The following is a 23346-nucleotide window of genomic DNA, read 5'->3' as shown; positions in this document are numbered from 1 at the left end:
CTTTAATTTATACATAACTTTTTGCTACTTTTAAGTAGTAATCCACTTCATCGTCAGCACATCTCACAAAGTGTCCCGGCTCAATTTCATGTAAAGAACGGTCTTTCCTCGATTCAACCTTAGAATCATCATATTTAATTCTCTGTCTTTGACGTTCAATGTCGGGATCGGGAATTGGAACAGCAGATATCAAGCTTTTTGTGTAATCATGTAATGGACGATTATATACTTCATCTGCAGTTCCTACCTCCAATAGCTTTCCAAATCGCATAACCCCAATTCTATCAGAAATAAATTTAACCATTGAAAGATCATGAGCAATAAACAAATATGTTAATTTCTTCTTCTCTTGCAATTCTTTCATTAAATTAACCACTTGTGCTTGAATTGACACATCTAATGCAGAAATGGGTTCATCAGCTACAACAAACTTAGGATTAATTGCTAAAGCTCGTGCAATTCCTATTCTTTGTCGCTGCCCACCAGAGAATTCATGAGGAAAACGTGATGCATGTTCTTTGTTTAAACCTACTAAATCCAATAACTCATAAACCCGTTTTTTTCTATCAGCTTTGTTTTTAACTTCTTGGTGAATATCTAATCCTTCTGCAATAATATCTTCGACAGTCATTCTCGGATTTAAGGAAGCATATGGGTCTTGAAAAATCATTTGAGCATCACGCCGAAATTGCATTTTTTCTTTTCTACCTTTTAGTTTGTTGATATCTTTTCCTTTAAAAATAATTTCACCGGAAGTAGGTTCATACAAATGCAAAATACTGCGTCCAGTAGTCGTCTTACCAGAGCCCGATTCTCCTACTAAACCAAAAGTTTCACCTTCATAGATATCAAAACTGACATCATCTACAGCTTTGACAGTTGATCGACCTACTTTAAAGTATTGTTTTAAATTCTTAACTTCTAAAATCTTATTTTTTTCTGTCATCGCTTTTTCCTATCTATTTTTTGTTCATTTCTGAAAATTTTTTCTGTCTACGAATAATCTCTGCTGGAGGAGTAACTTTAGGAGCACTTGGATGCAATAACCATGTAGCAGCGTAATGACCATCCGATACTTTAAAGAAAGGCGGCTTTCTTTCTAGATCAATTTTCATTGCATATTTATTGCGGGGAGCAAAAGGGTCTCCTTTAGGAGGATCTAATAAATTGGGTGGAGTACCTGGAATTGATTCTAATTTTTTGCTTTTCAGCGTAGGCATTGAATTAATTAATCCCCAAGTATATGGATGTTGCGGATTATAAAAAATATCATCCACTGACCCATATTCCAATATTTCTCCGGCATACATTACAGATACGCGATCAGCCATTCCTGCAACCACTCCCAAATCATGGGTAATGAAAATAATTGATGTACCAATTTTCTTTTGCAAATCTTTCATTAAATCCAGAATTTCTGCTTGAACTGTTACATCTAACGCAGTTGTTGGCTCATCCGCTAGTAAAATTTCAGGTTCACAGATTAAAGCTATTGCAATTACGATTCTCTGACGCATTCCTCCAGAAAACTGATGCGGATATTGGTTAATTCTTTTTTCTGCATCAGGAATTCCTACAGCTTTCATCATTTCGAGGGCTTTTTTCCAAGCTTCTTTTTTGCCTGCTCCCTTATGTTTAATTAACGGTTCAGCAATTTGCTGACTTACCAGAACCAGATTCACCTACAATCGCTAGCGTTTCTCCTCTGTTCAAATGAAAAGATACATTTCGAATTGCTTTTACATCTCCAGCGTACGTATGAAAATCAATTTCTAAATTTTTAACATCTAAAACTTTTTCTGTCATTTTTCTACCTTCTACTCTTGGGATCTAATGCATCTCTTAATCCATCACCTAATAAGTTAAAGGCAATCATCAAAACGCATAAAACAATTGCTGGAAACCACATTTGATATGGTAAAAATTGAAAATTCTTCTGTCCCTCATTAAGCAAGACGCCAAGAGAAGTTTGAGGAGCAGAAATACCAATTCCAATAAAACTTAAAAATGCTTCAAAGAAAATAGCGGTCGGAATGGTATACATCATTTGAATGATAATCAAACTAGATAAATTAGGAATTAGATGCTTTAGTGCAATTTTCCAAGATGATTGACCCAAATTTCGTGCAGCTAAAACATATTCTTGGTTTTTTAAAGTTAAAGTTTCAGCTCGGATTTGTCGTGCCATGGTAGTCCAAGAAGAAATAGCGATTGCCAAAATAATTGACATCATTCCTGGCTTCAATACAACCAACATCAAAACAACAATAACAAGATTAGGAATCGAAGAAATTATTTCAATAATTCGTTGCATGGCATTATCCACGCCGCCACCTTTCCATCCCGAAATAATTCCATATAAAACCCCAATTGTTAAATCGAATAGAGCTGCCACAAAAGCTACAGTTAATGAAATTTTAGTTCCATAAATAATTCTCTGCCCTAAAGGTCGTCCTAAATAATCTGTACCGGCAAAGAAATATTTATTTTTGGGAATATGATTTTGTTCATAGACATCTACCCATTTATCTCCCTGCTTTAGTTTTCCATTCAAACCATTAATTGCACTCATTCCTGGCACACGTGCTGGTAAGTTAGCATATTGAGGATGAGATTTTACTAAAGTTTTATTATTAATGAATGGCGTCGATCCAAATGAGATAACTACCATCAAAATAATAATTATTGCCGAAATGATTGCTGATTTCTTTTTCTTCAATTGTAGCCAAACATTTTGACCAAAGGATAAGGAAGGTCCTGAAATATTCTCATTGTTTTGAACTTCATCAGGGGTTAATTTTTCAAAGTCCGCAGGACTTACATTAAATTCTTCGTTCATTCTTTATCCTTCCTTTCCTTGTAATCTAATCCGTGGATCAATCAAACCATAAATAATATCAGTAATCAGTAATACTACTACTAGACCAATTGAATAAATCATAGTTACACCCATAATTGTTGGATAATCATTAGTCAAAATTGATTTAACAAATTGTTCTCCAATACCAGGAATATTAAAAATATTTTCAATAACCATGGAACCCGTCATTAAGGCAACAGTATACGGTCCAAGAAGGGTTACAATTGGAATCATGCTATTACGCATAACATGTCCACGCACAACTTCCATCTTACTCAATCCCTTAGCACGCCCTAGCTCAACGTAATCTTGATTCATGTTATCTACCATACTAGTTCTAACAAAACGTTCTGTTTCAGCCATTGGAGCAACTGCTAAAGCGATAGTAGGTAAAACAGATTGAGAAAATGAACCCCAACCCGCAATTGAAAACCAACCCAATTTTAAGGCGATATAATACTGAAGAATAACAGCCAAAACGAAGTTAGGAACTGATCTTCCAATAATGGCTAAAACAGTTGAAGTAGAATCCACCCAGGTTCCTTGTTTTACAGCAGCTAAAGTTCCAAGTAATACACCAAATACCACTCCTACAACCATGGCCTGTAAGCCCAATTGCATAGAAACTGCCAAACGTGGCAAAATCAAACTAGTCACTGATTGGTTTGCATATTGGAAAGAAGTTCCAAAATCCCCTTTGAACATTCCACCCAAATAGATTAAATACTGAACGAAAATAGGTTTATTCAAACCATATTGTTCATTCATGATTTTAATTTGAGTTGGTGTCATTTTTGCTTCATTTGCATAAGGCGACCCCGGCATGGCTTTCATTAAAAAGAAAGTTGCCGTTGCCACAATAAACAAAGTTAAGATCATATAAAAGACACGTTTTAAAATATATTTACTCATCTTTTGCCTTTCATTAACTCATACTTTTTTAATGCTATATTTAATAAAAAAATCGGAGATTTTATAATCTTCGATTTTTTATTACTTATTTTGCAACGTATGCATGCTTAAAGTTGTAAGATGCTCCAGCTCCATTGTAGATAACACCTTTAACTGATGGTTTTACCATCCATGCTTCTTGTTGATGGAATAAAGGACTTACGCCTTGCTCTTCTAGTAAAATCTTTTCTGCATTTTCTAAGTCTTTATTACGCTTATTCACATCACCGGTAGTCTTAGAATCAGCTAATAAGTCATTATATTTTTCATTATTCCACCTACCAAAGTTCATTGCATTATCAGGCGTTTCAAGATCTAAGAAAGTAATAGGATCAGCAAAGTCTCCACTCCAACCAGAGAATGAAACATCAAAATTACCGGAAACCATTCTATCAATTGCAGTCTTCTTAGGAATATTTTGAACATGTACATTTACGTCTTTCAAGCTATCCTCTAACTGACTTTGAAGGGTTTCTGTAGCCTTCTTACTTGTATCATCATCGTATCCAAGTAAGTTAAAGGTCAAACTACTCTTTCCAAGCTCTTTAAGGGCTTCTTTATACAATTCGCGTGCTTTCTTAGGATTATGTTTCATATACGCTTCTGCCTTTGGAGTTTCAACGTAATCTACATAATCTTTTCCATTAACATCTACAATTCCTGGTGCAGTAAAAGTTTTAGCTGCTTGGTTTGCACCACCAAGTGCATTAGCTAAAGCTTTACGGTCAATTGCCATTGAAATAGCCTGACGTAACTTAGCATTTTTAAATTCTGGTCTCTTAGCCATATTGTAGCTTAAGTATTGTGTACTTGCTTTCTTTCGAATAGTATATCCAGTTTGATTCTTCAATTGCTTAGTTCCCTGTGCATCAAGGACTGCAGCATCTAATTTACCTGATTGATATAAGTTATATGCCGTAGTAGGTGTCTTTTGAATTGAGTAATCGATCCTCTTCAACTTAACATCTTTTTTATCCCAGTATGCGTCGTTTTTAACTAACTTCCATTTCAAGTTTGAACCAGTCCATCCCTTTTGAACAAATGGTCCATTATAAACTTGATACTTAGAAGCAGTACCATAGCTACTACCTGATTTTTCAACAGTTTTTTGATTTTGCGGGAAGAATAATGGGAAGCCCATCAATAATTTAAAGTATGGAATCCGGTGTTCAAGGTTCACTTCTAATTTATAATTATCAACAGCCTTGATTCCTAAAGAACTTGGAGATTTCTTTCCTTTCGTAATTTCGTAATTTCATCTGCATTTTCAATTCCAGAAAATAGAGAAGTATATTGGGATCCAGTTTTTGGATCAACAGTTCTTTGCCAAGAATAAACAAAATCTTTAGCAGTTACTGGATCACCGTTTGACCACTTTGCACCTTTTCTCAAAGTAAAGGTCCAACGTTTTCCATCTTTACTTTCCTCAGTTTTTGTAGCTAAAGCATTTTCTACCTTAGAATTTTTTCCTAAACGATATAATCCTTCATAAACATTATTTAATTGATTAAAACTGGTTTCATCCGTAGCTTTAGAAATATCCATAGTTTGAAGTTCAGTTTTTTCCATCCAAGTTAATGCTTGATCACCTGAAGCACTATTATCCTTTTTGCCACAAGCAGTTAGGGCAACAGCGGCAAGCGTAGCAGTACAAACCGCTGCAAATACTTTTTTAACTTTCATATTTTCCCCTCCAAAAATATTTTTCATTAAATTAATATGAGTTTTATTAAACACTATTTTATGAAAAAAGTAAATATTTTTTAAATAAAAAATTAATTTTCTATCTTATCTCTCATTTTGAATATTTTGCAAAGCAAAAAAGGACTGATAGGTAGCAATTTAAGCTATTATCAGTCCTTTTTCGATTAAGCCATTGAATCCCAGCAAGGAACAGGAGTTGCTTCGCTTTCAGCAATTTTTACTAGTTTCTCTGGTAAATATTGCTTCTTAACTACAACTTTAAATAAGTATTCGTCAAACCATTTATCATCCATGACAAAGTAGCCTTTATCGCCGACTTTTGTTCCCCAGGAATTTTCTACTTTCCACTGACGAGGTTTACCATCAACTACATCCACACCCACAAAGGTCATTGCATGAGTTGAACCACTAGCACCAGTTTGAAGACGTTCTTTTTTATTTAACTTAGTTTCAATACCAAAAATCGTATCAGTTTCATATAAATCAGCGGCTAAAATTCCTTTTTGACGATCACTTTGCTTGCCTACATCACAACCAAACCAGATTGTTTCTCCATCTTTTAACTGCTTAATTGCGGCTTCCTTAAGATTTTCAATCTTTGTATTCAAAAATCTAACTGGGCTACCGCCTTCAACATTATCTTCAAATGGAAAAGCGTAAAGCTTATCATACTCATGATCTGGAGCATTAAAAAGTACTACGTAATCATCTAAGTCATCTTCAAAATAATTGTGGAAAAAGTCTAATGGGGTAATATTTTGGTCTAACTTGTAATTTCCATCGTCATCTTTAAATTCTAGATCAAACTTTTGCACAGGTTGTCCAAAAGCAATTACAGCCATACGGTAAATTTCACTTAAATATTCTTGACGTTTTTGTTCAATTTCATCATTTTTACCGGCTTGAGCAAGTTTGCGTAAAACTAATCCATCTTCACGTAATTTCATATTCAATGCTTGATTAAAAGCCGCCGTATTATTAGCTGTAAAACTTTCGTCTTGTGCATAAGTTGGTACCAAGCCATATTTTCTAATTAATGAAATAGCCATGTGCCATTGTCCACCATCGGTATCAGGTGCTTGTAAGTAAAAATGTACAGTACGATCATCCACAGGTTTATCCGCAGTTTCTAGAATATGATTAAAGAAAATATTTGCTCTTTCAATTCGATCCCAGAAGAAAAGATAGCTTTGTGAAAAAGTAAAGTTCTTTGTATGATATTGCTTGGCAAACTTATGACGTAAAACATTCAAAGCCGCAAACAACCAACAACGACCTGATTGCTTTTGGTCGGTCACATTATCAGTTGGAATTTCAATTGAGAAAGTTCGATTTAAATCACGGATACCCTCACCGTTGAAACTTGCTTTTTGCACACCGTTATTCACAACAGCCAATTCAGCAATTTTATTTTGCTTATTTTGTTGATAATCTTGTTGAAATTTTGCAATTTCATCTAGCGTAAGTTCATGAGTCATATTAATTCTTCTTTCATAAATTATTTATACTATTTATAACAATTATAAAAAGGGATCGCCTTTTTGACCATCCCTAGAATTTTTTTGTTACTAAATTATTCACTAAGCCGTTTCCCAGATTTGAACTGGGGACCTCCTCCTTACCACGGCGGTGCTCTACCTCCTGAGCTAAAACGGCAGATATCAATTTAATTATAGCAAAAAGGACCAGGAACGTTTTTACATTCCTAGTCCTTAATTTTTATTTATTATTTAATTTTAACTAGAGTATACTTTCTCTTACCCTTACGGATAATTACATATTTTCCATCAAAATCACTATCTGGTTCGATGATAAAGTCAATATCATCTTGACGTTCGCCGTTTACGTAAATCGCACCATTCTTAACGTCTTCACGTGCTTGGCGCTTAGAAGGTTCAATCTTAGTTTCAACCAAAAATTCTACGATATTCTTAGCTTCATGGGTTGCTTCAGCACTTGGAGCATTCTTCAAAGCTTGTTCAATTTGAGGAACTGACAGACTCTTAACATTACCTGAGAATAATGCTTCAGTAATTATTTGAGCTTCTTTCAATCCTTCTTCACCATGAACAAACTTGGTAACTTCTTCTGCTAATCTCTTTTGAGCAGCACGTTTCCAAGGTTCTTTTTCAGTCTTTTCAGCCAAATCTTCAATTTCTTCACGACTAAGGAAAGTAAAGTATTTAAGGTATTTAACTACATCGCGGTCATCTTGATTAATCCAGAATTGGTAGAATTCGTAAGGACTCGTCTTTTCAGGATCAAGCCACACAGCTCCACCAGCAGACTTACCAAACTTGGTACCATCAGCCTTAAGCATTAATGGAATAGTTAAACCAAATGCTGGACGATCTGAACCGTCAAGCTTGTGAATCAAGTCAATTCCGGCAGTAATGTTACCCCATTGGTCACTACCACCAATTTGCATTTGAACGCCATTATCTTTATTCAAATGATAGAAATCAATAGCTTGCAAAATTTGGTAAGAAAATTCAGTAAATGAAATTCCGTTTTCGAGACGACTAGCAACAACATCCTTATTAATCATGTTGTTAACTTGGAAGAACTTACCGTAGTCACGCAAGAAATCAAGCAAATTCATCTTACCAAGCCATTCCGCATTGTTGCGAATTTCAAAGTTTTCAGTTCCAAATAACTTCTTCATTTGAGCAGTTAACTTTTCTTCGTTGTGCTTAACTTGCTCAGCTGTTTGAAGAGTACGTTCAGTCTTTCGACCGGATGGGTCTCCAATTGCACCAGTTCCCCCACCAATTAAAATTACTGGGTGATAACCTGCCATTTGGAATCTCTTCAAAATCATGAATGGAATAAGGTGACCAATGTGAAGTGAATCTCCAGTTGGGTCAGTTCCACAGTAAAGAGCCAAATCGTCATGTTCTGCTAAGTACTTACGCAAGCCTTCTTCATCAGTTTCTTGATTAATAGCTCCACGCCATTTTAAATCTTCTAAAATATCAAATTTTGCCATAAAATTTTCTCCTAACAAAAACGTCCCTAGACTTCTTTCGAAATCTAGGGACGACTAAATTACTTTATTAGCCGTGGTACCACCCACGTTTACGCCTAATGCGCCTTAAATATAGTTGATACGGAAACTACCCCACCATGTACTTCGCTCACTTAACCTGCCTAGCTCACACCAACCGCTAGTTCTCTGAACACTGAATTAAGTTGCTACTATTATTACCTATGATCATAAGGGAGAATGTCTATTTAGTCAACTGCTTATTTATAAAAGCCCTTAAGCTTTAAGCTGTATCCTTTCCCTGCAGACATATCATATTGAATTAATTGATAATCCTTTAGTAACTCTTTTTGTTTCTTAGTTAATTTCTTCTCAGAAACTTGCTTACCATTTTGATCGATTAATTCAAAGCCATCATCTCCAGAATAGTTAATAGTGATAGCAGGTAATTCTTGATAAATCTTAGTAAGCAACGCTTGATAAGCTGTTACTTTTGAATTAGTTTGCTCTAAAGCCATTGGAATAAAGGAAGCTGTTGAGACATATTTATTTGGCTTGATTTTACTCTTAGCACCATGCTCACGGGCATACTTATTTGAATAGATAAAGTAGTTCGTTGCATGTAATTTTACCGGATACTTGTTTAATTGTGTCTGATCAATAATTGCTGGGTAGTGGTCACCATAGAATACAAGGGTAATTGGCTTGTTGATTTTATCAATCTGTTTAATAAACTTTTTCACAGCCTTATCTGTGTATTCAATACCTTTAGTGTAGGCAGCAAAACTATTTTTAGTATTTTCATCAGAAATTAGAGATCCACTAACATTTTCTTTATATTCATTTGGAGAGTAATAATCACCATATGGAATGTGGTTTTGCATTGAAATTAAATTGATAAACTGACCATCTTTTTGACTATTAATTTGTCGTAAGCCATTTTGATAAGCTGTCTCATCAGATAAATATGGATTAGTTCCGATAGTCTTTTTATCATAAATCTTATACTTCGAGCCTAAGTACGCGAATTTATTAAATTTAAAACGACGATAATTATCAATTCGGCCGTAGAATGTACCATTGAATGGATGTAAGGCACTGCTGTACTTAAAGTCCATCCCAATTGTTGGATAAAACTTGTAACGAGATGTCACTTGCGTGTATGGCGTGATTGCAGTAGAAAATACTCCCATGTTAAATCCAGTTAAGGATTCATATTCCATATTTCCAGTTCCGCCACCATAACCAGCACTAAGCATGTGGCCAGAAGTAGTGGTTGTCATCAACTTTCGAATATATTTAATTGGATCTCGAACATCATTAGAAATCTTAACACTTGGGAATTCTTTTGGATCAACAAAACTTTCGCTAAGATTAAAGACAAGTGTTTGATCGCTTAATTTATTCTTTCTCGTCTTATTAATACTTACTGCTTCATTCTGATATTTTTCAACAACTTTTTTTATAGAGCTTTCTGAATAATTAGTTGGTTTATCCATAATTGGTACTTTAATAAAGTCTAGAAAAGTCAGAATTGAACCGTTAGCACCTGTACTATCTGGTGGATTTCTAAAGTTAGGACTATTATCAAAACCTTTTGAAATATAATAGATCGGTGAATTTTCATCGTTAAACCACAAAGGTGTAATTAAAACTAAGAGGCTAATAACCAATTTTACCCAACTTGATTTTTTACGCTTGAGGTTAATTGGAAACTTCTTTTCTAAAAAGACAATTAAAACGATTAGGGCAGCTAATCCAATTAAAATATAAATCAAATTGTTTGTCCCCATCATTGGAATTAAGGTCTTCCAATTAACAATTTCACCAATTTCGGTTGGATAAACGGGCTCTTCTCTCAAGCTCATTTTAATGCCGTTAGCAATCGCAATTCCTAGCCCTAAAATAGTCGGAATACTTGTTGCTACCCAGAAGCGCTTGGTAAGTACATAAAAGACTTCAAAACACGCTAGAAGAAAAATACTGGACAAGATGACAGTGCCAAGTCTATTAGTAAAAATATAAGTCAACGTAACGTTAACATTACTCTTAAATGTAAAGAAACCAATAATACTTACAACCATAAAATATGCAAAGAGACATATTATTGGCCTATGCTTCTTAAGGAAATTCAAGCCGCTGTTTAATAGATTAAGAAGATCATTTAAATCTGTGCCAGTAAATTTATTCAGAAAGTTTTGCACATGCTTGTTTGAAAGAACAAATCTATTAAAAATAAAATTAATAATAAAACTTGCAATCAATAAGGACAAAATTAAGAGAAAAGTGACTTTTTTACTAACAGGAGCCAGTAATAATTGAAGCTTTTCCTTCCATAAAGTCATTCCGTAAGCAGTTGTCCCAAAGATAATTGCAGGAATTAAAAGAGATAATGCACTATGTGATACATCTACCAACCATTTTCTAAAAAGCAATCCGCCAGTTACGACAAATAAGATCATTACTGGCGATGATGGACTCATTAACAAGCTCGTATTCCATGCCATATTCATCTGGGTGAAGACAACGGCTTGTGGAGTTTGAATTGGTATTAATTGAATAGTGAAATAATAAACTGCGGGAAGTAAGATTACTGTTGCCACTGTTAAACCAGCTATTAACTTTTTAGATACAGTAATTTTTGAAATAAGCATTCCCCAAGCAAAAGGCAATACCAAATAGAGACCAAAAATACTATAGCTAGTTAAAAGCGAATTACCTGCACTTAAGGTAAAGATCAAAATTGTAATTGTAGTTAATAACAAAACATTTTGCTTAGTACTTAACTTATTTTGCAGCCTAAAAATAAAAGGTTGAAAGAATAAAGAAATAATAATCCCACTAAATAAGGCTGATGTACTTGTTAAAACGGGAAAGAAGATTCCCCATAAGTTCCAAGCTGAGAAAAATTGCGGTAAAGAAATAACGAAAACAAGATAAAAGATGACTAAAGTAATTACTCCTTCAAGCCAACTTTTAACTGATTCCTTAAAACTGTATTCCTTATTGCCGTAGCTCATCCCATACCAAACCATCACAGCTAGCTCTACTAAACCAATCATTAAACCAATTTTAGTTCGGCCAGCAACGGTTGGCGGATTATAATTCCAAAAGCCTAAGGTTTGAATTAATATTCCCAGCAGTAAAACTATAAGTAAAATCCACTGGATTGTCTTTTTCAATACTGATTTCATTTGTATATCCCTAACTTTTTCTTAATTGTGACTAATACATCCACACGCTTACCCTTACCAGTAAAGAAATCGACAATATCTTTTCTAAATTGAAAAATCATGATTAAGGTAGCAATTAAAAAGATTAACCCTTGTTCCCAGCCAAAATTAATCCAAGTAAAAATGCTGAATCCTAACATATAGACCAACGGTGGTATAGTAAGGTTCTTCATAATAATGACTAAAAATAGGCCAATTAATAAAGCAATTAAGCCCGCTCTCCAATCAAAAAAGACAATCCACAAAGCAGTGACTGCTACTCCTTTACCACCCTTAAAATGATTCCAAAATGGGAAAGAATGTCCTAAAACCACTCCAAGACCTGCAAAAGACAAATCTAGACGATTACCATGATAAATAAAGTAAACAATTAACAAAGCAGCTAAAGTTTTGGCTAAATCACCAATGCAAGTCAGAATACCCCATTTTTTACCAAAAACTGCTCCGACATTAGCCGTTCCTGGATTACCAGAACCGTATTTAGTCGGATCTTTATGCAAAAATATTTTTGTAACAATCATAGCAAAAAGGATATTTCCGAGGAAATATCCTATTACTAGCGAGACAAATTCATCCATTAGTACGCCCTATCTCCATTCCATAATTCATCCGTATACGGATCATATATGTAGTATACCTGATTAGAGTCACCACTGTTCCAATCAAATTGAGAATTCATTGAATTTTGATAGGTTTCATTATTATCAATATCCATCGAATCTAACCCAAGATCATTTCTCACAATATTTGAAGTTCTTTGTAATTCTCTATCAGACATTACTTGGTACGAAGCGTCTCCAATCATTGCGCCTACTCCATGTAAGTAGTCACTAGACATATTATTAGTACATTTACGATAGTTTTTACTAATCTTAACCATTGAATCAAAAGTTAAGTTTGTCCTCAGGCTAGTAGACACTGAACCTAAAATTGAATCTAAATTTTTGAGAGTATTAAAGGATAGTGCGTGCTCTAAAACGGACATAATGACCTCACGCTGTCTCAATTGACGACCGTAATCTCCCTTAGGATCATCATAGCGCATTCTAGAGTAAGCTAAAGCTTGACTACCATTTAAGTGAACTGTTTTTCCTTTAGTAAAGGTATAGCCATCATAAGTAAAGGTCAATGGTGGCGTCACCGTAACGCCACCAACACCATCAACAATCTTCCGCATGCCGCCCATATTCATCGAAATATAGTACTTTATTGGCACATTGAGAACTTTACTTGTGGTCCGCATTGCCATCTTTGCTCCGCCAATATTATAAGCCGCATTAATTTTATGCACACTAAAATTGTCCGTACCAATCATCCGGGCCATCGTATCACGCGGAATAGACATTAAAGAAAGTTTCTTTTTGGCCGGATTCACGGTCACTAAAATCATGGTATCCGAGTTTCCACGAACTTCTTTTCTGCCGAAAGCTCCTGTATCTGTCCCTAACAACAGAATATTAAAAGGTTCTTTACCAGAAAAGCTATCCTGCTTGACGGCCGTTTTAGGATCATAAGTTTTATCAAAAGCATTTTTTGCTTTTAAATAAACGGAACTTGCATAAATTCCAAGTCCTAAAAACAAAAATAAAACTATCCCAATAATAATGTGGACCTTTTTTTTCTTATTATGTTTTTCTCTATTCAACTCAACTCTTGAGTGAATAGGTTCTTGGGGCTTATTATCCATAATATTCTTTCTCAAACTTTCTTAAAACAAGGATATTATAGCAAAATTACATTCTTAAAACTTAATTATGACAAATCTTAACTAATTAGTAAAAAAAGAGGAAAACTTATTGCTTCCCTCTTTCTATATTATTTTAAAGTAATTGTCGTTGAAAAATGTGTGCTTTCATCTGGCTCTAAGAAGTTATTTCCCTCTTTTTTCATCCAATCAGTTAATTCGTCACTTTTAACATCAGGTAGTCCAGCAAAAGGCTCCATACATAAGAATTTGGCTTCTGGATCTGTCATTGTCCAAAGTGCCACATATGGAAAATCTTCTAAAGTTAAAGAAATCTGATGGTCAGATTTTGCACTCGATAATACAATTCCAGTTAATCCAGGATTGTTAATAATAATCAACCCATTATCAAATTCTGAATATGATAAAGGTAATGTACTCTTTTCTGCCTTAGGTACTGGAATAACTTTACCATTTCTAAATGGAATAGGATCAATTTGGAATTGAGTTAATTCTGTAACTTCTGGACTTAATGAAACTTCATAATCAGAAAATTCCAATTCATCTCCAGCGATTGGAACATTAAATCCTGGATGGAATCCAAGACCAAAAGGCATCGTTTCTTCTGAATTATTTTTAACTAAAAACTCTACCTTTAATTGGTTAGCCTCTAACGTGTAAGTAACCATTAGACTAAAGTGAAAGGGATAAACAGTTAAAGTTTCTTCATTTTCAGTTAAAGTTAAACTTACTCTATCATCCCCCTTGTCCACAACTGTCCAAGGATAATCACGTGCAAAGCCATGTTGCTTCATTTCATATATTTTTCCATTTAAAATATATTTATTGTCATTCGATTTTCCGATTGCCGGAAAAAGAATCGGAGCATGTCTTTCCCATTCACTCCCATTCCAGATATAGTCGGCATTCGTAGTCTTATCAACTACATGAGTAAGTTGAGCGCCGACTTCATTAATTTCAACCTTTAACTGGTTGTTTTCAATTGCTAGCATCCATTGTCCTCCTAAACAATTTCGACCAATCCCATTTTGAAAATATCACGCTATACTCAATATGTCAACTGTAAGCGATAACATATAATTTATTATTGAATTCTTTATTTTTTAGCACATGATTGTATTTAACTTGACTTTTAATTTAGTTCTAATACAATTAAATGTGTTCTAATACTAAAAATGATTTAAGAATTAGGACAAGTTGATACAAAGAAGGCATCCCAGACGTGGGATGCCTTCTTTCATTCCTTAGAATAATGTAGTTAACATTGCACCGCCAATAATTAAAATTAGGCCTGCAATGGTAAAGATCAAGCCTTTGCGAGTTTTCTTTTCGTGTAAGAAAATCAAGCCACCTAAAGTAGAAATCACTACACAAAGTTGAGAAATAACGAAAGCCATGTTAACTCCGTTATCTTGAACAGAAAGAATGTAAGCTAATGCGGCAATTGCATAAAGAATACCTGCCCCACCACTTTGAACTGTAGATTTTTCTTTCCAAACATGTAAATTCTTAGTAACCAATGTATAAATAAATACAGCTACTAACATACCAAAAGTTTGACCAAAGAAAATAGAAACGCTGTTTCCATGTAAAGCCTTTGGAATAGAACTTGAAGTAATATATCCAAGTGAAGTTAAAACAAGCAAGATAATAGTACTTACTTGATTAGATTTGTTTCCTTCGCTTGTTCCACGATCAGTAAATGAAGTTAAAACAACCCCAATAATCAAAACTAAGATTCCAATAAAACCGTATAGCTTAGCTTGAGGACTGCTCCACTCACCAAAAGCAAGCACACCAACAAGAGGAACCCCGATTAATTGTAACCCGGTAGAAATTGGCATAGTTTCAGAAACACCAATTTTTTCATAGGAAATATATTGACCAACTTGACCAATCACCCAGCAAGCTCCTCCTAATGCAGAAAGCAAGAAGAGTGACCAGCTCATTGCTGGATGCATGATTGCCATTACAATTGCGCCAAAAATAAATGAAGCAGCAACAGTACCAACGATTTGATTATAAACTGTACTATTCTTTACACTTGCAATAACTAAGGGCATAAGTCCCCAGCCGATTGCTGGTAAAAACAAATAAACATATTTCATAATTTTGTATCTCTCCTAAATTTTTAAACAATTAATTCTATCAAGGATCGATACAGTCTGACAAGAGCTAATTATGAAATCCTTTTCTTTTTCATTAAAATTCTGTTACTCCGCCAAGCTAGAATAAGTAAAATAACCTCTCCAATTAAAGGCAAAAAGATAATATTTAAAGAGGTGGCACTTGCAAATAACATATGCAAAACAACTGCTACTAAAATCATGATCCAAGAAGTCCATCTTCTAAACCATGGTTGCCAAATACTTCCTGCTAAGACGAGATAATATACACACAGAACAAAACCCAAAATAAGTAGCCAAGTTTGTCCTTGTACTGTAAAGATCTCAGCTCCCATAAGAGCTGCAAAACCGCTGATATAGGCTAAATATGCTAAAACCAGCATCATGACAAGTCTAATGATTAAAAGCTCACTATTTTTTTGCTTCATGACTAAATTATTTTTAAAAATTACCATTCCAATCCAAGTTAGTAAAAGCAAAGCAATCACTAGACCAATAGTAAAATTCATTGCCATTTGATTAGTCATGAAAAAGACAATAATCAAAATCAAACCTAATTCATAATAAAAATTAAGTGCAAAAATACTGCTCTTTAGCTCCATTGGTAGCCAAAGTAAAACTATCGCAATAATAAAAAAGATAGCACATCTACCTTTGAGCCCTTGATCAACTAGAGCATAGTTAGGTACATAGACCAAAATAGCAGCCAAAACTCCTAGAAGAGATAGAGCAATCTTTATCCAGATATCTTTTGTTAATTTTTTCATTCGTAAATTCTCCCTTGTTCAAATTATCGCACTTTTCAAATTTAGAATCTCCAAAAAAATTACTTACGATAAAAAATTTTTTCTGTTAGTATGATCAGCGACGCTTTTTTAGAAATTAAATACAGGAGGGATTTTTTTGGAAGAAGTACAATCATAAACAAGTCTAACTTAAAGAATACTAACTTTTGTTATCAAAAAAGACCGAAGCTCCACGTGAACTTCGGTCTTTTATTACGTTTATTTTTTCTCTTTAATAATATAAATTGGTCGATTCTTAACTTGAATATATACCCTACCAATATATTTACCTAAAATACCAATGCAGAGAAGTTGTAGACCACCAAGAAGCAATATAATGCATACCATTGAAGCCCAACCAAAAATGCTTGAATCTGGGTAAAGCACACGACGGATAATCACTGCTATCAATCCAATAAGTGATAAGATAAACGATCCTGTACCAATCCAGACAGCCAAGTTAAGCGGAGCCTGAGAAAAGTCGGCAATCCCATCCATGGCATATTTGAATAACTTCCAAGTGTTCCAGTCACTTTCACCAGCAACACGTTCAACATTGTGATAGTCTAAGTATTTGGTCTTAAATCCAACCCAAGAGAAAATCCCCTTTGAAAAACGGTTGTATTCAGGCATATTCAAAACTGCGTCTACCATTTGACGAGTCATCATTCGATAATCACGAGCTCCTGGTACGATTTCAGTATCAGAGATCTTATTAACCACCTTATAAAACATATCGCTTAAGAAGGACTTAAATTTAGCTTCTCCGGTACGATCCACTCTACGGGTTCCAATACAGTCGTATTCTCCCGTTTTAATTAGATCATACATTTGTGGTAAGAACTTAGGAGGATCTTGTAAGTCAACATCCATTACAACCACATAATCTCCAGTTGCCGCTTGAAGTCCAGCGTAAAGAGCGGATTCCTTACCAAAGTTTCTTGAAAATGAAACAAAGTGTACATGCTCTGGATCCTTCTTGCGTAGTTCTTTAATTTCTTTTAGGGTATTATCCTTCGATCCATCGTTAATAAACCAATATTCTGGTTCTAGATCAGGAATAGTATCCATTACTTTATTCACTGCGGGATAAAAAAGTGGTACAGATTCCTCTTCATTATAACAAGGAACTATAATTGATAATTTTTTCATACTTTAACAGTCTTTCTTATTACTTTCTAACGTCTACTTTTGGTTTAGTAGTTTTAATTTTTCTAAAGGTAAGTAACTTATTAATTACAAATTGGATCAAGGTAGCGATAAATGTAGAAACAGCCTTTACAATCAATTGATTATAGCCAAGTTGAGTTACAAAAATAAATAGGCAGACAGTTGTAAACAAAGTTGTAATTTGTCCTACTAAATAATAGGAAATAAATCTTACTAATAATTTATCGTGAACCTTAAAGTTAAGAAAACTATTCCAGAAAAAGTTGTTGATCAACCCACAAGATGATGAAATAAAATTAGCTACTTCGACTTGCATCTTAAAGTGAGTTAGAATGGCAAAAATTCCAAAGTCAACACCTAATCCTAACACACCAATTAATACATAAATTATTAGCTGTCGCAAGTCTTCATTATGAAGTATTCTTTTAAAAATACCCACGGCTTATTTTCCCTTCTTTAATCAATCATTACTTATTTTAAACTAATTCTTTTTAAAATACTTTCTTTTTGACAAATTATTAATAATTTAATACAATATACTTACTTTAAGTTAGCTCAAATTAGTCCTTTTTTATTCTTAATTAAACTATTTTTTATACTCTATATTCGAAAGGAAAGATATATGGCAAAAAAATCCAAAATCGTTAAGGCTGCTAAGCAGCGTGAATTAATCAAGAAATACTATGAATTAAAAGAAGCTGGTGACGTAGAAGCATTAGCAAAATTACCGCTTGATGCTCACCCAACTCACTACCATAACCGTGATTTACATGATGGTAGACCACATGGTTATATGCGTAAGTTTGGTATGTCACGTTTACGCTTTAAAGAATTAGCACACAAGGGACAACTTCCTGGTGTGCGCAAAGCTAGTTGGTAAAATTATAAAACTAGTTCTTAGTTAAATCAAAATTTAAACATATAGTCACACTTTAGACATTCCTGATGGAATGTCTTTTTTTTGTGTTTAATACTACAAATTCTCAATTCATATTTTGATATAATTTTTACTAGGCTTTTATAGATAGCTAATATAAGAGCTTAGTAACTTTTCATGGCTCTACACCCCTCACATATATTTTAGGTTACGGAGGTGGAAGCCATGATAATTTGGATAGGCTGGAGTGTTGGTGTGCCTTGATAATAGCTGCTATTGCTATCGGCATTGTCTTAAACGCATTGGGTATTTTCCTAATCCGTGCAACAATTGCTTATGCAATAACAAAAAAGGCTAATCACAAGGATTAGCCACACACTCAGTCATCTTAAGTTACGATTGGAGGTAGAGACTCGCACTCTCTATCTCCTTTTCTTTTACAATTATATAAGATTTTTAAGGGAATGTCATCATTAATATATTTTAGCTTTGCCTGGTAATTATTGATAGTTCAATTTTTTCCTAAGTACTTCTGTTAATACTTTGGAAAAATTAATTTTCTTTTTCTCAGCTTGGAGGACCAGCTTAGCAGGTATAGTTATATTTTTTCAAAGCTAGCTACTGACTTAGTTAGATCAGTCGATACTAATGTGACAAAAGTGCCAGGATACTCTATTTTAATCTCAGCGGGATCAGTCATTTTTGGCAATTTCTTTTCATCAAACAAAATTGTTCCCCAAGCATCTGCTGCCATTTCAAAAGCATCTTTTAGTCCATGCCCTTCAGTAATAGCTCCCTTAACATCGGGAAAACTAATAAAGTAAACATTATCTTCAATTGGTTTAAAGATTGCTGGGTATGTTACAATTCTTTCTCTCATGATTATCCCTCTCAACAAAAAAGCTCCGACTTTCGTCGGAGCTTCTTTTACTCAAGAACTAAAAATTAGTCGTCAAGCTTTTCTTTGTTAACAACATCTAACTTGTCGTCAAATGTGTAAACAACTGGTTCACCAGTCTTCATTTCTAAGTCCATGATGTCATCATCAGAGATGTTTTCAATGTACTTAGTTAAAGCACGAAGTGAGTTACCGTGTGCAGCAATAATAACGTTCTTGCCGTCAAGTAAATCTGGAGCAATGTGATCTTCCCAGAATGGCATTACACGATCTAAAGTAACGTGTAAGTTTTCTGCCTTAGGAACGATATGTGGATCAAGATTTGCGTAACGACGGTCATGTGCTTGACTGTATTCGTTATCGTCATCAATAGCTGGTGGCAAAACATCGTATGAACGACGCCAAATGTGAACTTGTTCGTCACCGTACTTTTCAGCAGTATCCTTCTTGTTTAAACCTTGAAGAGCACCGTAATGACGTTCGTTTAATCTCCAAGTCTTAGTTTCAGGAATCCAAAGTTGGTCACTTTCTTCAAGTGCGTAGTGCAAAGTCTTGATAGCACGAGTTAATAATGAAGTGTAAGCTTGATCAAATTCAAGACCGTGTTCCTTAATTAAACGACCAGCCTTCTTAGCTTCTTCAACACCTTTTTCTGAAAGGTTTACATCAACCCAACCAGTAAATTGGTTAGAAAGGTTCCATTCACTTTGACCGTGACGAATTAAAACTAATTTCGACATGAACTGTATCTCCTTTAAAATTCAATGTTTCACTAACTATTTTACACGCTTATTCAAAATTTTCATAGGAATTACGGAAAAAAGCTTGATTAATTCACAAAATATTTAATGTTAAAATAACGATAGATATATTAATTTTGATGAATTGGAAGTATTTAATTATGGAAAATATCAAGTTAGATGGTGGGCATCTCTCACTTGAACAGCTAAATGCAATTTTTAGAACAATTCCACAAGAAATGGACGTTTTAGATGAAAACGACCGTGTTGTCTGGTCCTCTATGAATGAGAATCGCCTATTTAAGCGTACTGAAAAAGACATAGGTAAGACTGTTTTTGAAGTGCATCCCGGCCACAGTCAAAAGCATGTTAAGGAAGTCCTAGATCAAATGCACGCCGGCAAGCGTAAAAACATTTCAATCATGATTACCAAAAATAAACAACCAATTAACATTTCCTTCTATAGTCTTCACAATGAACATGGTAAATATATTGGCTGCATTGAAGTAACCCAAGCAGTAAGTAACTTACAAGTTAAAGGCAGTAAATTGCGCAATATTTTAAATGTCCTTAAAAAGCACTAAAGTTAAGCTCTTAGAATACTTTTTTCAGTCAAAAATAGAGTAAAATAAAATAAGATAGATACATTTATTGGGGGAATATATTTTTATGAAGAAAAAATTCAGCTTCCTAATTTTATTGGGAGTAATTTTAGTTTCTTTAACTACAGCTTGTTCAAATAAAAGCAGTAAACAAGCAAAGAGTACTGGACCTTCTGCAAGTTCATTAATCAATGCAAAATTTAATTCTAGCTTTGCTAACGGTCACTTCACTCAAACTACTAATTCTAATGAAATGAACCAAAAGTCAAAATCAGAAGGTTTATTCAAAGACAAAGGTGATGTAACTAACCTTACCTATACCTTAACTCAAAAGAAGAAATCTCAAACTGAACAAATGTGGCTTACCAAGAAGGATATGTACTTACTTTTAGAGCAAAACAAGGGCCATTGGATTAAAAACTCAATTGATGCAGATAGCTTTGATTCAGACCAAGTAAAGGAAAGATTCGATCCTGCAACTTTTAATAAAATTAACAAATCTTTAGCTCAAAAAGCCACTGTTCAAAGAAAAAATGGAAATTATGAAATCAGTTTTGATGGTACCGATGCCAACCTATGGAATGCCGTCAATCCTTTAATTATTGATGCCATGAACACTCCTGGTTCTCAAAATATGCAGGTAGCCCGCTTAGTAAAATCAGCTCAAGTTCAAAATCTTAAGATCACTTATTTAATTGATCCAACTACCAAAAATGTCGAGTCAATGACCTTTAAGGCCCAATATACTGCTGGCGGAAAATATAACTTCACTTGGAACCTAACCTACGACCAATTAGGTCAACACAGTGATTTAGCCGTTCCTTCTGACATTCAAAAGAATGCAATTAGTGCTGAAGACATCAAGAAAGCACAAGAAGAACAAAATAATCAATAATCATTTAGAAAGATACACTGATGGAAAAAAATAAAATCAAAGATAAAAAGATTATTTTTTCTAACAATCAAGGCGGCAAAATTGCCGCTTTAATTTTAGGTATTATTATCCTAATCGTAGTAGTTTGGGGCGCAATTATTGCATTTAATAAGCCAAGCGTTAAAGATGCATTAACTACGGCCGCCAATACCCAAATTGCTACTGCACGCGTTAATGTCAAAACTACCAATGCAAAGTCAAAAATGTATTCAAATTATGTCGTCGGTCCAGATAATGCCATCCATATTACCATGAAAAGCATCCCTAAGTCTGATACTAATTCTGAGTTATGGGGTAACAAAGACTATGTTTACCACCGTGATGGCACGAAACAATGGAATTACATTAAACAAAATGCCATCTTTAGTGAAGTTTATTCAGGCTATAAAAAGCTTTATACCGCACATGATTTCACCCAATTTTCTGACGATGCCTTTAAACATATGACCATTAAATCTAACGGATTCAATGGCTATATTATTTCTTATAAGGGTGATAATAGCGATGTAATTAAAAGCATGCAAAAAGCAACTACTGTCGCTCCCACTAGCGATCCACAGTCAACTAATGTTAAAAATATTGATTTAAGAATTTCTACTAATCGAAAAGAACAACTAACTGATATGTACTATAAAGTTACTTATAATACTAAGAAAGAAGGTACGCTCACCTTACATCTTTATGACATTAATAAAGTTAAAAAGTTAACCGTACCTTCCTCAGTTACTAAAAATGCTAAAAAATTAAATTTTAAACTTAATTAAAGGAGATTACCTTATGAAATTAGGTATTATTGGCTCAGGAAAAATTGTTCATGATTTTCTATCAATTGCTGATCAAATCCCAGATCTTGAACTTGCGGCTCTTTCAACTACTAAAAGAAGCCATCAAATTGGTCTTGAATTGCAAGAAAAGTATAATATTTCAAAATTATACGATAACAATACTGACCTATTTAATGATGCTAATGTCGATACTGTCTATGTAGCTGTTCCAAATAGTTTGCATTTTAGTATTGCCAAGGCCGCATTAGAAGCAGGAAAAAACGTCATTTGTGAAAAACCATTTGTTGCTACAACTGATGAAGCACGTGAATTAAAAGAAATTGCTGATAAAAACCAAGTAATTATTGTTGAGGCGATCACTAACATTTATTTAGAAAACTTTAAATTCATTGAAGATAACTTAGCTAAAATTGCCCCAATTCATGTTGTTAATCTTAATTACACTCAATATTCAAGTCGCTATGATGCTTTCTTAGAAGGGGACATTCAACCAGCTTTCGATCCTAAAAAAGATGGTGGGGCTCTAATGGATTTAGGCATCTACAACTTACACATTATTATTAAATTATTTGGTAAGCCAGATTCTGTTAAATATTTCCCAACTATTCAAAAAAATATTGATACTTCTGGCATCCTTCACTTGGGCTATTCTGACAAACAAGCCAGTTCAATTGCAGCTAAAGATAGCTTTTCACCTAATGTCAGCACCATTGAAGGTGAAAAAGGTGCACTCATTATTTACGGCCATCCTAATGAAATGCCAAAAGTTGGCATCCAATTACTAGGAGAAGAGCCGAAAGTTGTTAACCACAACAAGTATTCTCATCGAATGATTGCTGAATTTATCGAATTCACTAAGATTATTGATCAACATGATTTTACAGCTGCTGATCAAGCTTTTACCCATAGTCTAAATACCCTAGCTGTTTTACAAGAAGCGAAAAAGCAACGTTAACAAAAATGACAGGACTAAAAATCCTGTCATTTTTT

Annotated in this window: 21 protein-coding genes, 1 tRNA gene and 2 pseudogenes; 5 read left to right on the top strand and 19 right to left on the bottom strand. The window is 34.2% G+C overall.

The features are described 5' to 3' along the window. Window positions 1-7 precede the first annotated feature (7 nt). From H0I41_RS01005 to H0I41_RS00930, 16 genes and pseudogenes are all read right to left on the bottom strand, one after another. Window positions 8-946: an ABC transporter ATP-binding protein gene (locus tag H0I41_RS01005; RefSeq protein ID WP_053106904.1), complete on the bottom strand. Its 939-nt coding sequence runs from the start codon at window positions 944-946 to the stop codon at window positions 8-10. Between the two features lie 13 nt (window positions 947-959). Continuing rightward, window positions 960-1806 (bottom strand): annotated as a pseudogene (locus H0I41_RS01000) (ABC transporter ATP-binding protein). Between the two features lie 4 nt (window positions 1807-1810). Then, window positions 1811-2839: an ABC transporter permease gene (locus H0I41_RS00995; RefSeq protein WP_135014087.1), complete on the bottom strand. Its 1029-nt coding sequence runs from the start codon at window positions 2837-2839 to the stop codon at window positions 1811-1813. A gap of 3 nt (window positions 2840-2842) precedes the next feature. Continuing rightward, window positions 2843-3772 (bottom strand): oligopeptide ABC transporter permease, encoded by a 930-nt coding sequence (opp3b, locus tag H0I41_RS00990; protein ID WP_053106907.1) that lies wholly within the window; start codon window positions 3770-3772, stop codon window positions 2843-2845. Between the two features lie 85 nt (window positions 3773-3857). Next, a pseudogene (locus H0I41_RS00985) lies at window positions 3858-5494 on the bottom strand (peptide ABC transporter substrate-binding protein). A gap of 185 nt (window positions 5495-5679) precedes the next feature. Continuing rightward, window positions 5680-6993, bottom strand: coding sequence for a C1 family peptidase (locus H0I41_RS00980; RefSeq protein ID WP_135014088.1), 1314 nt, complete (start codon window positions 6991-6993; stop codon window positions 5680-5682). A 105-nt stretch (window positions 6994-7098) separates the two neighbouring features. Next, window positions 7099-7171, bottom strand: a tRNA-Thr gene (locus H0I41_RS00975). A gap of 70 nt (window positions 7172-7241) precedes the next feature. Beyond that, window positions 7242-8504, bottom strand: a complete 1263-nt coding sequence (gene tyrS / locus H0I41_RS00970) for a tyrosine--tRNA ligase (RefSeq protein WP_044496576.1) — start codon at window positions 8502-8504, stop codon at window positions 7242-7244. 257 nt (window positions 8505-8761) lie between these two features. Continuing rightward, window positions 8762-11695 carry an LTA synthase family protein gene (locus H0I41_RS00965; RefSeq protein ID WP_135014089.1) on the bottom strand — a complete coding sequence of 978 codons (2934 nt, stop codon included), beginning with the start codon at window positions 11693-11695 and terminating at the stop codon, window positions 8762-8764. Continuing rightward, complete coding sequence (locus tag H0I41_RS00960) at window positions 11692-12312, bottom strand: glycerol-3-phosphate acyltransferase (RefSeq protein ID WP_011161383.1); 621 nt, start codon at window positions 12310-12312, stop codon at window positions 11692-11694. Before H0I41_RS00960 ends, H0I41_RS00965 begins: the two co-directional genes overlap by 4 nt. Then, the gene (locus H0I41_RS00955) at window positions 12312-13421 is read right to left on the bottom strand and encodes an LCP family glycopolymer transferase (RefSeq protein WP_011161382.1); all 1110 of its coding nucleotides are present in this window, start codon (window positions 13419-13421) and stop codon (window positions 12312-12314) included. The genes H0I41_RS00960 and H0I41_RS00955 overlap by 1 nt, the downstream gene beginning before the upstream one ends. 128 nt (window positions 13422-13549) lie before the next feature. Next, window positions 13550-14431: an aldose 1-epimerase family protein gene (locus H0I41_RS00950; protein WP_004898650.1), complete on the bottom strand. Its 882-nt coding sequence runs from the start codon at window positions 14429-14431 to the stop codon at window positions 13550-13552. A gap of 252 nt (window positions 14432-14683) precedes the next feature. Further along, window positions 14684-15547 (bottom strand): GRP family sugar transporter, encoded by an 864-nt coding sequence (locus tag H0I41_RS00945; RefSeq protein ID WP_004898649.1) that lies wholly within the window; start codon window positions 15545-15547, stop codon window positions 14684-14686. Between the two features lie 71 nt (window positions 15548-15618). Further along, window positions 15619-16332 carry a hypothetical protein gene (locus H0I41_RS00940; protein WP_011161380.1) on the bottom strand — a complete coding sequence of 238 codons (714 nt, stop codon included), beginning with the start codon at window positions 16330-16332 and terminating at the stop codon, window positions 15619-15621. Between the two features lie 237 nt (window positions 16333-16569). Next, on the bottom strand, window positions 16570-17502 hold the full coding sequence (locus H0I41_RS00935) for a glycosyltransferase family 2 protein (RefSeq protein WP_011161379.1): 933 nt from the start codon (window positions 17500-17502) through the stop codon (window positions 16570-16572). A 19-nt stretch (window positions 17503-17521) separates the two neighbouring features. Beyond that, window positions 17522-17959, bottom strand: a complete 438-nt coding sequence (locus H0I41_RS00930; RefSeq protein WP_004896037.1) for a GtrA family protein — start codon at window positions 17957-17959, stop codon at window positions 17522-17524. Window positions 17960-18142: 183 nt separating this feature from the next. On the opposite strand from H0I41_RS00930, the gene rpsN reads away from it, so the two are divergent. After that, the gene (gene rpsN, locus H0I41_RS00925; RefSeq protein ID WP_003649568.1) at window positions 18143-18400 is read left to right on the top strand and encodes a 30S ribosomal protein S14; all 258 of its coding nucleotides are present in this window, start codon (window positions 18143-18145) and stop codon (window positions 18398-18400) included. 497 nt (window positions 18401-18897) lie between these two features. On the opposite strand, the gene H0I41_RS09450 is transcribed toward rpsN, so the two are convergent. From H0I41_RS09450 to H0I41_RS00915, 3 genes are all read right to left on the bottom strand, one after another. After that, window positions 18898-18981 (bottom strand): hypothetical protein, encoded by an 84-nt coding sequence (locus tag H0I41_RS09450; protein ID WP_323678654.1) that lies wholly within the window; start codon window positions 18979-18981, stop codon window positions 18898-18900. A 14-nt stretch (window positions 18982-18995) separates the two neighbouring features. After that, window positions 18996-19277 carry a type II toxin-antitoxin system HicB family antitoxin gene (locus tag H0I41_RS00920; protein ID WP_135014090.1) on the bottom strand — a complete coding sequence of 94 codons (282 nt, stop codon included), beginning with the start codon at window positions 19275-19277 and terminating at the stop codon, window positions 18996-18998. 65 nt (window positions 19278-19342) lie between these two features. Next, window positions 19343-20035 carry a 2,3-diphosphoglycerate-dependent phosphoglycerate mutase gene (locus tag H0I41_RS00915; protein WP_004896047.1) on the bottom strand — a complete coding sequence of 231 codons (693 nt, stop codon included), beginning with the start codon at window positions 20033-20035 and terminating at the stop codon, window positions 19343-19345. A 161-nt stretch (window positions 20036-20196) separates the two neighbouring features. On the opposite strand from H0I41_RS00915, the gene H0I41_RS00910 reads away from it, so the two are divergent. The 4 genes from H0I41_RS00910 to H0I41_RS00895 all read left to right on the top strand — a co-directional run bounded on the left by H0I41_RS00910 (window position 20197) and on the right by H0I41_RS00895 (window position 23311). Further along, window positions 20197-20619 carry a PAS domain-containing protein gene (locus tag H0I41_RS00910; RefSeq protein ID WP_011161377.1) on the top strand — a complete coding sequence of 141 codons (423 nt, stop codon included), beginning with the start codon at window positions 20197-20199 and terminating at the stop codon, window positions 20617-20619. An 85-nt stretch (window positions 20620-20704) separates the two neighbouring features. After that, window positions 20705-21532, top strand: coding sequence for a DUF6612 family protein (locus H0I41_RS00905; RefSeq protein ID WP_011161376.1), 828 nt, complete (start codon window positions 20705-20707; stop codon window positions 21530-21532). Window positions 21533-21552: 20 nt separating this feature from the next. Beyond that, complete coding sequence (locus H0I41_RS00900) at window positions 21553-22335, top strand: DUF6612 family protein (RefSeq protein ID WP_011161375.1); 783 nt, start codon at window positions 21553-21555, stop codon at window positions 22333-22335. Window positions 22336-22348: 13 nt separating this feature from the next. Next, window positions 22349-23311, top strand: a complete 963-nt coding sequence (locus H0I41_RS00895) for a Gfo/Idh/MocA family protein (RefSeq protein WP_004898634.1) — start codon at window positions 22349-22351, stop codon at window positions 23309-23311. Window positions 23312-23346 lie beyond the last annotated feature (35 nt).

The sequence above is a fragment of the Lactobacillus johnsonii genome (assembly GCF_014058685.1).
In the GTDB taxonomy this organism is placed as follows: Bacteria; Bacillota; Bacilli; order Lactobacillales; family Lactobacillaceae; genus Lactobacillus.
Note: the sequence above shows the minus strand (reverse complement) of the source record. Positions and strands in the feature narration are given on the sequence as shown.